Annotated in this window: 12 protein-coding genes; 6 read left to right on the top strand and 6 right to left on the bottom strand. The window is 36.2% G+C overall.

Translation table 11 applies throughout. The annotated features are described in order from the left end of the window. Positions 1-7 precede the first annotated feature (7 nt). Complete coding sequence (locus tag AWV75_RS13750; protein WP_060874922.1) at positions 8-1969, top strand: OmpA family protein; 1962 nt, start codon at positions 8-10, stop codon at positions 1967-1969. Positions 1970-2084: 115 nt separating this feature from the next. Here the strand turns inward: AWV75_RS13750 and ygiD are convergent, their stop codons facing one another. Beyond that, positions 2085-2918 carry a 4,5-DOPA dioxygenase extradiol gene (gene ygiD, locus AWV75_RS13745; RefSeq protein ID WP_060874921.1) on the bottom strand — a complete coding sequence of 278 codons (834 nt, stop codon included), beginning with the start codon at positions 2916-2918 and terminating at the stop codon, positions 2085-2087. Positions 2919-3294: 376 nt separating this feature from the next. On the opposite strand from ygiD, the gene AWV75_RS13740 reads away from it, so the two are divergent. The 3 genes from AWV75_RS13740 to AWV75_RS13730 all read left to right on the top strand — a co-directional run bounded on the left by AWV75_RS13740 (position 3295) and on the right by AWV75_RS13730 (position 8738). Next, positions 3295-6381, top strand: a complete 3087-nt coding sequence (locus tag AWV75_RS13740) for a SusC/RagA family TonB-linked outer membrane protein (protein WP_231738154.1) — start codon at positions 3295-3297, stop codon at positions 6379-6381. An 8-nt stretch (positions 6382-6389) separates the two neighbouring features. After that, positions 6390-8060, top strand: a complete 1671-nt coding sequence (locus AWV75_RS13735) for a SusD/RagB family nutrient-binding outer membrane lipoprotein (RefSeq protein WP_060874919.1) — start codon at positions 6390-6392, stop codon at positions 8058-8060. A 174-nt stretch (positions 8061-8234) separates the two neighbouring features. Then, entirely contained in the window at positions 8235-8738 is a 504-nt protein-coding gene (locus AWV75_RS13730) for a DUF2199 domain-containing protein (protein WP_060874918.1), read from the top strand. A gap of 114 nt (positions 8739-8852) precedes the next feature. Here the strand turns inward: AWV75_RS13730 and AWV75_RS13725 are convergent, their stop codons facing one another. Then, positions 8853-9464 (bottom strand): hypothetical protein, encoded by a 612-nt coding sequence (locus tag AWV75_RS13725; protein ID WP_060874917.1) that lies wholly within the window; start codon positions 9462-9464, stop codon positions 8853-8855. Between the two features lie 302 nt (positions 9465-9766). Between AWV75_RS13725 and AWV75_RS13720 the strand changes: the two genes are divergently transcribed. Both AWV75_RS13720 and AWV75_RS13715 read left to right on the top strand, forming a co-directional pair. After that, entirely contained in the window at positions 9767-9967 is a 201-nt protein-coding gene (locus tag AWV75_RS13720) for a hypothetical protein (RefSeq protein ID WP_002986158.1), read from the top strand. 285 nt (positions 9968-10252) lie between these two features. Further along, positions 10253-10798 carry an AraC family transcriptional regulator gene (locus AWV75_RS13715; RefSeq protein WP_060874916.1) on the top strand — a complete coding sequence of 182 codons (546 nt, stop codon included), beginning with the start codon at positions 10253-10255 and terminating at the stop codon, positions 10796-10798. 36 nt (positions 10799-10834) lie between these two features. On the opposite strand, the gene AWV75_RS13710 is transcribed toward AWV75_RS13715, so the two are convergent. From AWV75_RS13710 to AWV75_RS13695, 4 genes are all read right to left on the bottom strand, one after another. Next, positions 10835-11209: a DUF4258 domain-containing protein gene (locus AWV75_RS13710; RefSeq protein WP_060874915.1), complete on the bottom strand. Its 375-nt coding sequence runs from the start codon at positions 11207-11209 to the stop codon at positions 10835-10837. Between the two features lie 62 nt (positions 11210-11271). Next, the gene (locus AWV75_RS13705) at positions 11272-12468 is read right to left on the bottom strand and encodes an alanine dehydrogenase (protein WP_060874914.1); all 1197 of its coding nucleotides are present in this window, start codon (positions 12466-12468) and stop codon (positions 11272-11274) included. Positions 12469-12478: 10 nt separating this feature from the next. Next, entirely contained in the window at positions 12479-12895 is a 417-nt protein-coding gene (gene tsaE, locus AWV75_RS13700; RefSeq protein ID WP_060874913.1) for a tRNA (adenosine(37)-N6)-threonylcarbamoyltransferase complex ATPase subunit type 1 TsaE, read from the bottom strand. After that, the gene (locus AWV75_RS13695) at positions 12896-14449 is read right to left on the bottom strand and encodes a PglZ domain-containing protein (RefSeq protein ID WP_060874912.1); all 1554 of its coding nucleotides are present in this window, start codon (positions 14447-14449) and stop codon (positions 12896-12898) included. Between the last annotated feature and the right edge of the window lie 60 nt (positions 14450-14509).

Raw genomic sequence — 14509 nt, 5'->3', positions numbered from 1 at the left:
TACAAGTATGGTAAAACAGATAATACAACTGGCAATTCTGAGTGCAGCTTTGAGCTTTAGCTTCTCAGGATACAGCCAGATAAAAAAAGAAAAACAAGCAGATAAGAGTTTTGATCGCTTGGCGTATATCGACGCAATTAAAGTATATGAGCGTATCGCTGATAAAGGATTCGTTAATACTTCAATTTTACAAAACTTAGCGGATGCTTACTATTTCAATGGAAAGTTAGTAGAAGCAAATAAATGGTATACGGAGCTATTTGATGGAAATTACGAAGACAAAGATGTAGCCGCTTTATCTTCTGAATATTACTATCGCTATGCACAAACGCTAAAAGCAGCACAAGATTATACCAAATCACAACAAATGATGGATCGTTTTGCTGCCTTAGAGCAAGAGGATTCTAGATCAGCGTTGTACAATAAAAACCGCGATTACTTAGAGCATATCGAAAACTTTTCAGATCGTTACGATATTAAATTGTTAAACATCAATACGGAATACTCTGATTACGGAGGAACCCTTCTTGGGGATCAATTTGTATTTACTTCAGCACGTGCAACAGAGCACGAAAGTGGAAGTAAAATTCACTCGTGGACCAACGAAAGTTATACTAGTTTATATAGCGCTACGATTGATCAAAATGGTTTTGGAGAACCTGTGCTTTTTGCACCAGAGATTGAGTCTAAAGTGAATGACGCAACAGCTGTCTTTACACAAGATGGCAATACAATGTATTTCACGCGTAACAATTCCAAAGCCAGTGGAAAAAGCAAACAAAATAGAGATAAAACCTCTTTATTAAAATTATACAAGGCAGTAAAGCAAGCGGATGGGAAGTGGGGACTAGTAGAGGAATTACCGTTTAATTCGGACAATTTCAATACAGCCCATCCTGCTTTAACTCCTGATGATAAATGGTTGTATTTTGTCTCAGATAGAAAGGAAACACTAGGACAATCGGATTTATTCCGCGTAGCTTTATATGAAAATGGAGGGTACGGACCTGTGGAAAATCTTGGAAAAACAATAAATACTGAAGGAAGAGAAAGTTTTCCTTTCATATCTTCGGATTTTCAATTATATTTCTCCTCTGATGGACATCCAGGTTTAGGAGGAATGGATATATTTGCAGCTAAATTATATCCGAATGGTACTTTTGGACCTGTGGTAAACATGGGAACGCCGATTAACAGTAGCCTTGATGATTTTGGATTCTATTTAGACCCAAAACAAAACAAAGGGTTTGTTAGTTCAAATCGCGCAGATGGTAAAGGATCAGATGATATTTATTTCCTTGCAGAGAAACCATGTAAGCAAACGATTGAAGGTACCGTATATGATAAAGATACTAATGAAGTATTAGTCGATGCCCTTGTGGTAATTTCTGATGCAATGTATCAAAAATCAGATACCATTTATACGAATAGCAAAGGATATTACGTTACTTCTTTATTAGACTGTGGACATAAGTACCGCATCAAAGCAGAGAAAAAATTATACAATACGGTGGAAGTTGCTTTTAACGTAAATCGCGAACCAGGGGTTAAAACAGTGAATATCGGATTAGAGAAAACAGAAAAACCACTAGGTATAAACGACGATTTATTCAAGAAATTGAAACTTCAACCGATTTACTTTGACTTTGACAAATCAAATATCCGCAGAGATGCTTCGATTGAGTTGATGAAAGTAGTAGAGGTCATGAAAGAATACCCAACATTGAAAATCGATGTTCGTTCACATACGGATAGTAGAGGAAATGACGATTACAACATGAGTTTATCGGATCGTCGTGTGAAATCTACAATCAAGTGGATGATTGGACAAGGAATTGATCCAAGCCGTTTAACAGGTCGTGGATATGGTGAAAGTCAATTACTAAATAAATGTAGTAATGGCGTACCATGTACAGTGGAAGAACATCAGTTAAACAGACGTAGTGAGTTCATTATTATAGAAATGTAGGACAAACACATAACAAACAACAAAGCAATTTTTTTTCGATGATCCTGCTGTAGGATTTAAAATAAGCAGCACTAAGCCCACAAGAGCGCTCGATTTATCGAGCGCTCTTATTTTTTTATTGATAGTACATAAAAGAAGTCATACTTAATGAGCCCCCTACATAGGCATCATTGAAGAACATTAATTCATCCTTCTTGTCTTTTAAACCTAAATTGTACAGCATAGGGATATAATGCTCCAATGTAGGGATAGCAAGCGTAATGTGTGGATGTAACTTTTCATAGTCAAGTAAACGCTTAAAATCATGGTCAGCAATCGCTTGTTGAAGCACAGCATTGATGTCAATAGCCCAATCGAACCCGTAATTGTTTTCCATTTGATCCCAAGATAACAGACGTAAATTGTGAATCATATTACCACTACCGATCAGTAAAACGCCCTTTTTGCGCAATTCACGTAATTGGAGGGCCAATTGATAGTGGTAGTCCAACGGCTTATAATAATCAATACTCAGCTGTAATACGGGGATATTCGCCTGTGGAAACATGTGTTTCGTAATAGACCAAGTACCGTGATCTAAACCCCAATCATGATTTAAATGAAGATCAAAAGGCTGAACCAATTGCTGAGTTTCAACGGCTAAAGAAGGATCGCCTGGAGCAGGATAAGATACATCAAATAAAGGTTGCGGAAATCCACTAAAATCGTGTATAGTCTCTGGGAAGTCCATGGCGGTAATCGCACTTCCTTGCGTTAACCAATGAGCAGAAATAACGAGAATGGCCTTAGGTGTAGGTAAAGATTGACCTAAACTATGCCAATTTTGTGAAAATACAGTATCCGTTATAGCATTCATAGGTGAACCATGACCAATAAATAAGGTAGGCATCACCTGTTCACTATAGGATAAAGTCTGTGAAAAACGATAAAGATCTTGAAGCGATTGCATAGTAATTTGATTTTGATACGTAAAGTTCTATAATTTATTTTTCTCTTTTGCTGTAAATGTGAAACGTTTAACTATATAAAGAAAAGAAATAAAATCAATGCATGTGGTTCAAATTCTGCTAAATCCTGAAAAATTAAATCTTAAAATTAGTATAAAGTAATGGTGTTTTTTACTCTGTTTTGGTGTTAGGAAGTTCTAAAAACATTGAATAATATAATTTTTTCAAGTTATGGTTTTAATCGTGTATTTGGTTTGGGAGAACTGGCTGTACCCCCTTTGTTTTCTTAATTTTTTATAAAAAGGATGGAGCTAATTTTGGTTCAGAAACTAATCAAAAGACACAATGAATTCAAAATTAAGGTATTACTTTCTCTGTATGTGTTGCATATTTATTCAGTTTGCACAAGCACAAGAGAAAGAATTTTCGGGAATGGTAACAGAAGGCGGAATGCCCTTACCAGGTGTAACGGTTTTAATTCAAGGAACTCAACAAGGAGTTCAAACGGATTTAGACGGAAAATACATGCTAAAAGTAAAACAAGAGGATGTACTTGTCTTTTCGTTCATCGGGATGAAAGAAGTAAAGTACAAGGTAACCAACGCAAGTGTTTTTAATGTTGAAATGACAGCAGAGGAAAATATGCTAGAAGCTGTTGTTGTAACGGCTTTAGGAATCAAAAGGGACAAGAAAAAATTGGGGTATTCTTCTCAAGAAGTGAAAGGAGAACAGATTTCTGGTGCAGGACAATCCAATGCGGTCAACGCGCTTTCAGGGAATGTTTCTGGTTTGCAAGTCACAGCCCCTTCGAGTATGGGAGGTTCCACACGTATTGTCTTGCGCGGTATCAAATCAGTGGTAGGAAATAACCAACCGCTTATTGTTGTGGATGGAATTCCCCTAGATAACACTAATCTCGCAGATATTGATATGCAACGCGGTGCAAGTGGACGCGATTATGGGGATGGTTCAGCGGATATTAATCCCGATGATATAGAATCCATCACCGTCTTAAAAGGTGGACCAGCTTCTGCACTTTACGGCAATAGAGGAGGAAATGGCGTTATCATTTACACGACGAAGTCCGCTAAAAATGGACGCACAGAAATTGAATTGAATTCAGGACTAGCCTTTGAATCCATCAATATCATGCCCAAACTGCAAACAAAATATGGAGGCGGTTCTACAGAAACATTTAAAAGACAGGAGATTAATGGTAAAGTCTATAATATTCCAGAGTATATATTGGACGAAAGTTGGGGACCTAAATTCGATGGAACACCCTACCTGCCCTGGAATGCTTTTGATCCCGAATTTGGACAAGATTATATGAAGGAAATTCCCTGGGAAAAATCGAAACACGATGTGAAATCCTTCTTTAATACAGGAGTTACCTACAACCAATCGGTATCGATTGCTAAATCATTCAAAGAGAGTAATATCCGAATGGCTTTTAACAACAAAGTGACAGAAGGTATTATTCCAACCTCTAAGCTTCAACGCAATAATTTTACAGTGAATGCGGGGACTAAAATAAGTGAAAACCTGAAAGCTGAAACGAATATTAATTATGTGTATACGAAAGGGTTTAATCGTCCAGTAGTCGGCTATGGGGATAATTCAGTAGTGGAGCGATTCTTTCAATGGGGACAACGTCAAATCGACTTCGAAAAACTGAAGGACTATAAATTAGCCAATGGCAATCAACGTTCTTGGAATCGAACGTCTTGGGATAATGGGATGCCAGCCTATTCGGATAATCCGTACTGGGTAATTCATGAAAATACAGCTCAAGATGTGCGTACACGATGGTATGGAAATGCTAAATTAACGTATAATTTTTCGGATCAACTCTATGCTGTCGGAACGGTTTATGGAGATCAATACAGCTGGACTATTGATGACCAAGTAGCGGTAGGTTCTCAAGCAACTTCCTCTTATTCTCAGGCCAAACGCAATATTTCGGAATACAATTACGAAGGAAGACTACACTATGATAATCAATTCGAAACCTTCGGAATAAACGCTTTTATCGGGGTGAATCGAAGTGAAAAACGAAATGATTTCCTCTATGGATCAACGGTAGGAGGACTCAATCTTCCCAATCTTTATAACTTGAGTAATAGTAAAGCAACAGCTCGATCGTCTAATGATTGGACGCATACGCGAACAAATTCCATATTTGGATCCGTAAGTTTGAGTTACCAAGAATACCTCTTTATCGAAGGAACGGTGCGTAGAGATTGGTTTTCTACCGTGAAAAAATCCGTCACCTATCCTTCCTTGACCGGAACGTTTATTTTTTCAAATCTACTTCCAGAAATCGATTGGTTGAATTTGGGTAAAATTCGTCTCGGTTGGGCACAAGTGGGTAATGATACAGAAGCCTATCGCACCAAAGACTACTACAGAATTAATGGTCCTTTCTTGGATCAACCAACCTACGCACTAGATAATACCGCGAATAATCCAAATCTAAAACCCGAAAGAATGACCACTAAAGAAATAGGGTTAGAAGCTGCATTTCTCAATAATCGCATCGGATTTGAATTGTCTTACTACGAGATTGAAACCAAAGACCTCATTACCCGTGTACAATACGATGCCGCAACTGGATTCGCCTATCGTTGGATGAATGCGGGAGATATGAGAAATAAAGGAATTGAAGCTACGGTGAACCTAACGCCTATTCAATTGGACGATTTTTCGTGGCAAATAACCTGGAACTTCGCCAAGAATAAAAATACCCTCATCCGATTAGCAGAAGGGGTGGAATCGGTGGAAATCGCTAGAGCTCCGTTCCGCGTTACTCTACAAGGAAAAATAGGGGAGGCTTATGGACAAATCTACGGAACAGACTATGTATATGATGATCAAGGGCATAAAAAAATAGGGGAAGATGGTTTGTACCTCGCCTCAGAAGTTAAAGCATTAGGCTCTTATTTGCCCAACTACAACATGGGAATCCGCAATAGTTTCCGCTATAAAAACCTCAATCTCGGGTTGCTAATTGATATCCAAAATGGAGGAAAATATTTTTCTACCACACATTTATATGGGATGTATTCCGGTATGTTAGAAGAAACAACAGCAAATAATATTCGAGAAACGGGATTAATTTTGGATGGAGTCAAAGCAGATGGAACGAAAAATGATCAAGTCGTCAGTGCTATCGATTGGGCTAAAGCGCATAATACCACGGTAGATGCACAAAATGTATTTGATGCAGATTATATCAAATTGAGAGAAATTACATTAGGATATGATTTACCAACCAAATGGTTAGGCCCGTTTAAAGGAATTACGATTGGGCTGTATGCACGCAATTTATTTACTTGGAACCTTGCTTGGAAGGGAATGGATCCTGAAATGGCATCCTATGCTAGTGATAATGTGCAAGCCATTGAAGGAGCATCTTTGCCCTCTACACGAACCTATGGGATGAATGTAAAATTTAAATTGTAATTAATCAGATGAAAATATATAGCTACCTTTTTATCGGAATGCTTAGCCTTATCCTTTGCACTAGCTGTGATAAGGATTTGGAGGCAATCAATAATAGCCCCAATCAACCTACTGAAGTAACAACAAGTGGGCTATTTAATAATACCAATAAGGAATTGATGACTCGTACTAGAAGAGGAATGCCTTCTGGACGTATGGCCTTGCCTTGGATTCAATATTCAGCCCAGCGAAATTATACAGCCGAAGATCGCTATCAGTTTAGAAATGAAGTGAATAATAGTTTATATACCGATCTTTTTTTAGCAGTAAAAGGATACAAGCAAATTATTGATATCGTCACAGATCCCAGTCAGAAAGAAAAAGTACTTGCTTATGGGGACCCAGCAAACCAATTGGCAGCAGCACGTATCATGATCGCTTATGCACAATTGCAATTGGTCGATATGTATGGAGATGTTCCGTATTATTCTTACGCAACTAAAGATCCCGATTTTCAAGCGATGACCTTAGGAACAGAGCATGAAATAACAACGCCTAAATTCGCTCCTCAAGAGAAGATTTATACGGATTTAATGAATGAATTAAAAGAAGCTGCAGCATCCATCAACATGGAGGCTGCGAATGTCTTTAGCGATGGAGATTTCTTATTTGGCTCTCCTTTAAAATTAAAGAAATTCGCCAATTCATTGCGCTTGAGAATTGCTAATCGCGTCAAAAATGTACTCCCTATAGCTCAAACGCATATAGCCGAATTAATAGCCAATACTGCGGAACTAATGGTGTCTAATCTGGATAATGTCGGGCAAAAATTCCAAAACGACCCTGTAAAACCGGCTTCTTTCTACTTAGATGCTTTTGTCGGCAAAAGAAATGATTTTTCTCCAACCAACACGTTTGTTGAATTGCTTAAAGGAGAAACGAAAACAATGCAGGTTAATCCCTTTGCGGAAATCATCGATCCACGATTGTTTAAAATGGTTGCACCAACGAGTCAACAAGTGACTGATGACAAAGGGAAAACTTCAGAGGTTATGCTTGCTTTTTATTATGATAGTAGTAAAGCAGCGGAACCTTGTATTGAAAAAAATAACTATGTCACACGTACCCCTGAGTTTTATATCGGAATGCCCATCGGATTGACTGATGCGTATACAGGAAGTCAAGCAGGGTACGCTTCTCAATTCAGTGGAACGATATACAAAGCGGATAATACTGAAATAGTAATGGAATATGCTGAAGTTGCCTTTATTCTGGCGGAATTAGGGGTGAATCCTCAAGAAAATTACACTAAGGGAATTCGAGCCTCTATGGAAAAATGGGAGGTCTCAGAAGTTGATATTGCAGATTATCTTAAAAAAATGACTGTGGTGAATGTAGAAACCATACTCACCCAAAAATACATTGCTTTATTTTTACAACCCTACGAAGCTTGGGCCGAATACAGAAGAACAAAATACCCTAAAACACTGTTATTACCTGGACAAATGCACGAATTAATTGCCCCAGGACCTCAACAGCAAACAACATATACCTTCAATGCTGCGAATGGGTTGATTGATTTACCTGAACGAATTACGTATCCAACCGACCTTAATCTCGTCAATAAGGTCAATAAAGACGCTGCATCAGCAAGAATAGGAGGGGATCTCATGAATTCCAAATTAATTTGGGCACAATAATTTTTTAGTTCATTGAAAATGGATACTCTTTTTAGCGTATCCATTTTTTTGGGAATCAGAAAGTGATCAATCGTAACTTGAATATAAAACGAGATTTATACTGCTGTTTAGGCTAAGTCATTCATCAAAAACAACCACAGCATTCTAAAAAAACGTAATATTGTAAATAAAAAAATGAAGTATACGTGTGAACATTGTGGACAAGAACATGAAGATTGGCCTGCATTAGTTTATCCAACGCCTTTGAGTTATGCGCAATTGACAGAAGAAGAAAAAGAAGATGCGGAAGTAACCAGCGATTTTTGTGCCATTATTAATCCAGAACATACGTACTATTTTATTCGGGTTGTCTTGATTCAAACTGTGACAGAGGCATGCCAAGATTTAGATTATGGCGTTTGGGTTTCACTCAGCGAAAAAAGCTTCAAAGAATACTACGAAAACTTTGAAAATAAAGCATTTAAAACGACCTATTTTGGATGGCTCAATAATCATATTGCTCCCTATTCATTTACAACATGTATGGAGGTTGGGGTTAATGTAGAAGTAGATAATGAAAAAGGTCGCCCGTTTATTTACCTGCATCAAAAGGAAAATAATGATCTTGTTCGCGATCTCTACAATGGAATTAGCTTAGAAGAAGCGACCAATCGCATTCAGGCTGCTTTAGGAAATTAAAAGGCGAGAATGAAGCTTTTTGTAGAGTTAGTCATCTCTTGTAAAAAAAATCCTACCAGAGCCACTCTAAACAAGGAGCGGTTCTGGTAGGATTGTTATATTGAGCTGTTATGTTTAAAACGAAAGCTTGATGATGCGATCCAGCTGTTTTTTATTGATATCCGTTGGGGCTGCGTTGTACAATTCTAATTTTAAAAGGGAAACAATAGCAAAGAAATCTGTAGCTAAGACTTTATAATACCCTTCAAAATCCTTTTCAGTTTTATCCTCAAGTAGCTTTATTTTTTTGCTTTCTTCCATTAAATTTCCAACACATAGTAAGATTTGATCAAAAGTATCTGTAGCGGTGTGCATCTGTAAAAAACCAAATTCAAAAAGTAAATCTTGTAAACTATTTACTTCTCGTTCTAAGGTTTTATCATGACTCAAATGCAACGTCAGCTTTTCTTTTTGTAGAATAGTATTTAATTGCGTTAAGAAATGAAAGAAAACTTCCTGTTTCTTTTCAAAGACCCTAAGGTTTCGCTCTCTTAATTCCTCGCTTTTCGTTTGCCCTTGTAACAGTAAAACGGTAATAATAGCAGTAATGACTACACCCAACAAGGTACCAAAAAATTGTGCAGGTAAAGAACTCAGCTCGAAAATTTCAAAAGTAACGGCAGTAATTAAGAATATAATCGTTAAAATAAGCACAGCGCCACGTGAAAAATTTGATTTTAACTTCATTGTCAAAGGTTTGAATAGGTAATACTAAATTGAAATGTTTAGGGATTAAAGTACAACTTATTTTGAATTTAGGTATGACTATTTTAAGATTACACTAGTATAAGGAGGCAGAATTTTAGTATTCCTAATAAATAGGACTTATTTTTATACTTCGTATAATAAGTCTTGTTTTTTTACGTTTAATAGAGGTGTTTAGCCTAAAAACATGAAGTATTAAAAAAATATTAAAATATAGGATGTAAACTTGATTTGAATAAAAAAATAAGTATGTTTATACAGAGTAAGATTTAAAATATAGAGTTATGAAAACAAGAATAATGTTGAACTATGCAACGACGATCTTAGAGAGTGTTAGTTTTGACTCGAAATTGTTTTATAAAGAGTTACAAAAAGCATTAAATCATTTAGTGCCTTATGATGTTGAACAATTAGGAAAATGGGTGAGCAGCTTCGTGCAAGAAAAGCCAGAATTAAGCGATTCACTACATTTGTTATCCGTATAAATTAAAAAAGCTATCTTTTCAGATAGCTTTTTTTATGTTCATTTTGATGGGACCTGAAGAGAAATGCTCAGGTTCAACTCCTTTTTTCTATCTTTGAGAGTAAAATGAACCATAAAATGAATATATATATCCATATCGTAAATAAGACAAAACGAATAAACTTTACGTATAACGAGCATCAAGATTATTGTTTTGAGTCGATTAAGAGTAAAAAAAGGAGAAAAGGATGTACCAGTGGCAGGGAACAACAGGTGAATCATAAACTAGTAAAAGCGTAAACAACAGATGAAATTATATGTGAAAAATATGGTTTGTCATCGTTGTATATTAGCCGTAGAGCAGATTTTACAAGAAATGAACCAGACAGCTGTTGCTATTCATTTAGGTGAAGTAGAATTACAAGAGCAATTGACAGAGACAGAAGTACAACAGCTAAGCCAAAAACTAGAAGAGATTGGATTTGAGTTACTCAATGACAAAGAACGCCAGTTGGTTACTCAAGTTAAATCTTTGTTGACTGATTTATTACAATCGGATCAATTGATATTAGAAACTCCTTTATCTACATATTTGGCAGTACAATTAAATAAAGACTACCTGTATTTGACCCAGCTTTTTTCTCAAATTGAATCGACGACGATTGAACAATACTTCATCCATCTAAAGATTGAAAAAGTAAAGGAATTATTAATCGATGATGAATTAACGCTGAAAGAAATAGCTTTTCAATTAAATTACAGTAGTGTAGCTCATTTGAGTACGCAATTTAAAAAGATGATGGGTATGACTCCAACAGCGTTTAAGCAAGCAACTTCACTCAACCGAACATAAATAGATCCGGTATAAAAAGACAAAAGCCCTAAAAAATTAGGGCTTTGTTATATCTAAAAGTGTGATTTTATCCGTGTAATTGACAATCTTAATTGTAATAGGATCATTGTTGGCATTACGTCCACTGATGACATAAAGTTTACCCTTTTCAAAATCAACATTACTTTGATCAAAATCTACTTTGCCATATTGTAGTGATTTTCGAATATCCTCTTCTACAACCCAACCTTCTTTTAATTTAAATTCTGCGTCTGAACTATATTGAACAGGCTTGCTTCTCAGGTCTTTCAATACTCTACAATTGGGTAAATAGCAAAACTCAGTTTTCTTTTCTCCAAAAAAGTAAAATAAAAACATGCAGCCAATCAATAGGCCAAACAAATAGTACGCAAGTCTTTGTATAAAACTCATTTCTTTAAAATTTGTACAAAAGTAGCAATATAGCGTTGTAAAACTAAATAATTAGCAAAAAATTAGAACGCAAAAAGTCGAATGTCTTTGTAATCTAAATTGAACCAATCAGCAACTACCTTATTTGTGATTAATCCCTTATAGGTATAGATGCCAGATTTTAAGACATTATCTGTAAATACGGTACCTTCTAGACTGCCATTGTCCGCAAATTCTAATAAAAATGGAGTAATGACATTGCTAATAGCCATAGAAGCAGTTTTACAGTATCGCGAAGTAATATTGGGAACGCCATAATGAATGACTTCGAATTTTCGTTTGACTGGATGTTCATGTGTAGTCAATTCAGACGTTTCAAAACATCCTCCATTGTCAATTGCCACATCAATGATTACGGCGTCTTTTTTCATGCTTTCCACCATGGTTTGCGTAACGACAATCGGTGATCGATTTTTACCGCGAATAGCGCCAATAACAACATCACATCGCATTAGCGCTTTCAAAAGAATTTTATCTTGAATGGTTGAGGTAGAAACAGGGAAGGGAAGGTTATTTTGTAAACGTCTTAATTTTTGAATGGAATTGTCAAAAAGACGAACGTTAGCTCCCATACTAATTGCCGTTTTAGCGGCATATTCCGCTACAATTCCCGCGCCTAAAATTACAACTTCTGTTGGAACTACTCCTGTGATATTTCCCATTAATAACCCCTTTCCATTATTGGTAGTAGTCATTAATTCAGAGGCAATTTGGATAGATGCTATTCCCGCAATTTCACTTAAAATACTAGTGGCAGGAAAAGAACCGTGTTTATCTTGAATGAATTCAAAGCCAATCGCAGAGATTTTTTTCTTCGCTAAAGCTTTAAAGTAAGTCGGATCTAATGTTTTTAATTGGATGGTTGACCACAATACACTATGTGGGGTCATGAGTTTAATTTCCTCCAAGGTAGGAGGAACCACTTTCACAACAATAGGACAACCAAATACTTTTTTAGGATCTGTTGTAATTTCAGCTCCTGCTTTACTATATTCTAAATCACTGTAACTAGAAGCCTCTCCAGCTCCTTTTTCAATCAATACGCGATGTCCGTAGGCATGTAGGGTTTGCACAGCCTCAGGGGTGATGCAAATTCTCTTTTCAACCGTGAAGTTTTCTTTAGGCACACCAATGAACAATTCTCCTTTGCGTGGCTCTACAAGCAAACATTCCTCTTGAGGCATCAAGGTTTTTTTAGAAAAAGGATACATTTTGGACATAGGATTTTAGTTAAGCATTCGTAAGCGTTAATTTTCTTTTCAGCGTATCTAAGATAGCGATTTCTATTGTGCTGTGGTTGTCTGGAATTAAATTGGGCGTTTTGTCTGGCCATTCAATAAAACACCAATCTCCACTATATAGATATTCCTCAAATCCAAAGTCATACGCCTCTTCTTCTTCCTCTAAGCGATACAAGTCGAAGTGATACAAAGAAGCATTGGAATCGGGAATTTTATAAGCATTGACAATAGAGAAAGTTGGACTACTCGTCATTTCTGTGATACCTAATTGTTTGGCTAAAGCCTTGATAAAGGTAGTTTTTCCAGCTCCCATAGGAGCCTGAAATAATACAATTTTATGTGTTAATAAAGGCAATACTTGAGCCGCAATGCTGTCAATTTCTTCAAGCTGATAATTGAATTCCATTTATTTAGGATTTAATATGATAAAAGGAACAATCATTTCTTCTAGCGATATACCTCCATGTTGATAGGTATTTCTAAAATAAGATACATAATGGTTGTAATTATTTTGATAGGCCAAGAAACAATCATTCTTTGCAAAAATAAAGGAACTACTTAGATTTATAGCGGGCAGCTGAATCTTTTTTGGATCTTTCACCATATAGACATCTTTCTTCTCGAAAGTTAAGCTTTTTCCGGTTTTATAGCGAAGGTTTAAGCTGGTATTCTTATCTCCTATAACCTTAGAAGGAGTATTGCAATTGATCGTTCCATGATCTGTGGTGATAATAAGTTTAAATCCTGCTTGTTGGGCTTGCTGAATGACATCGAGTAAGCTCGAGTTTTTAAACCAACTAGTCGTCAGTGAACGATAAGCTTTGTCATTAGAGGCTAATTCTTTAATGACTTCCATTTCTGTTTTCGCATGTGAAAGCATATCAACAAAATTATACACAATCGTAATCAGTTGATTGTGTTTAATGGCATTGAAATTATCTACCAATTTACGTCCATCTCTCTGACCCACAATTTTGAAATACTCATTGGGAATAGTCAGGCGCAAGCGTTGTAGTTGCGCTTGTAAAAAGTCATTCTCATGTAAGTTTTTCCCCCCGTCATCCGTATCGTTTTTCCACCAATTTGGATGCATTTGCTCCATTTGTAATGGCGTTAATCCTGAAAAAATAGCATTTCTAGCGTATTGCGTTGTTGTAGGTAAAATAGAGAAAAAAGTATGTTCCGTTTCGATCTTATAATAATTCGATACTATTGGCTCAAAAGAGCGCCATTGATCGTATCTCATGTTATCTATAACGAGAAATAAAACTTTATTATTCTCTTTTTTCAGCTCAGGAACCACCCATTTCTTAAAAATCTCATGCGAAAAAGTAGGACGATCTGAAGTCGAGTTGATCCATGTTTCATATTTTTTCTCAATAAATTTACCAAATAAACTATTGGCTTCACTTTTTTGACCTTCTAAGATGTTGATTAGATTTTGATCCTCAATATCTTCGAGTTTACTTTCCCAAAACAAGAGCTTGCGATAAAGGGAAATCCAGTCTTCATAGGTGTTAATTGCCATCAAATCCATCGCAATATTGCGAAATTCCTTTTGATAACTTAAGGATGATTTTTCAGAGACAATTCGAGAATCATCAAGGTTCTTTTTTAAACATAAAAGAATCTGATTGGGATTGACTGGCTTGATGAGATAATCGGCAATTTTAGCACCAATCGCTTCTTCCATGATATATTCTTCCTCGCTCTTTGTAATCATCACAACGGGAAGGCTATTTTTGATACTTTTGATTTCGTTTAAGGTTTCTAACCCTGTTAAACCTGGCATGTTTTCATCAAGGAAGACAATGTCAAAATGATGTTGATTGACGAGTTCTATCGCATCAGCTCCATTGGTGGCAGTTGTAACAGCGTAATTTTTTTTTTCTAAAAAGAGAATATGTGGTTTTAATAGATCAATTTCATCATCAACCCAGAGTATATTAATTGCATTCATATAATAAAAAGTTCAACTATTTAAATCAATTACAGCAGGCTGTAACAGTTTTTATTTTGA

It is taken from the genome of Myroides odoratus, from assembly GCF_001549985.1.
Taxonomy (GTDB): Bacteria; Bacteroidota; Bacteroidia; order Flavobacteriales; family Flavobacteriaceae; genus Flavobacterium; species Flavobacterium odoratum_A.
Note: the sequence above shows the minus strand (reverse complement) of the source record. Positions and strands in the feature narration are given on the sequence as shown.

Bases quoted from the DNA above. Each gene is read 5' to 3' on its own strand.
- AWV75_RS13750 (WP_060874922.1), top strand. From the start codon at position 8: ATGGTAAAACAGATAATACAACTGGCAATTCTGAGTGCAGCTTTGAGC.
- ygiD (WP_060874921.1), bottom strand. From the start codon at position 2,918: ATGCAATCGCTTCAAGATCTTTATCGTTTTTCACAGACTTTATCCTAT.
- AWV75_RS13740 (WP_231738154.1), top strand. From the start codon at position 3,295: ATGTGTTGCATATTTATTCAGTTTGCACAAGCACAAGAGAAAGAATTT.
- AWV75_RS13735 (WP_060874919.1), top strand. From the start codon at position 6,390: ATGAAAATATATAGCTACCTTTTTATCGGAATGCTTAGCCTTATCCTT.
- AWV75_RS13730 (WP_060874918.1), top strand. From the start codon at position 8,235: ATGAAGTATACGTGTGAACATTGTGGACAAGAACATGAAGATTGGCCT.
- AWV75_RS13725 (WP_060874917.1), bottom strand. From the start codon at position 9,464: ATGAAGTTAAAATCAAATTTTTCACGTGGCGCTGTGCTTATTTTAACG.
- AWV75_RS13720 (WP_002986158.1), top strand. From the start codon at position 9,767: ATGAAAACAAGAATAATGTTGAACTATGCAACGACGATCTTAGAGAGT.
- AWV75_RS13715 (WP_060874916.1), top strand. From the start codon at position 10,253: ATGAAATTATATGTGAAAAATATGGTTTGTCATCGTTGTATATTAGCC.
- AWV75_RS13710 (WP_060874915.1), bottom strand. From the start codon at position 11,209: ATGAGTTTTATACAAAGACTTGCGTACTATTTGTTTGGCCTATTGATT.
- AWV75_RS13705 (WP_060874914.1), bottom strand. From the start codon at position 12,468: ATGTCCAAAATGTATCCTTTTTCTAAAAAAACCTTGATGCCTCAAGAG.
- tsaE (WP_060874913.1), bottom strand. From the start codon at position 12,895: ATGGAATTCAATTATCAGCTTGAAGAAATTGACAGCATTGCGGCTCAA.
- AWV75_RS13695 (WP_060874912.1), bottom strand. From the start codon at position 14,449: ATGAATGCAATTAATATACTCTGGGTTGATGATGAAATTGATCTATTA.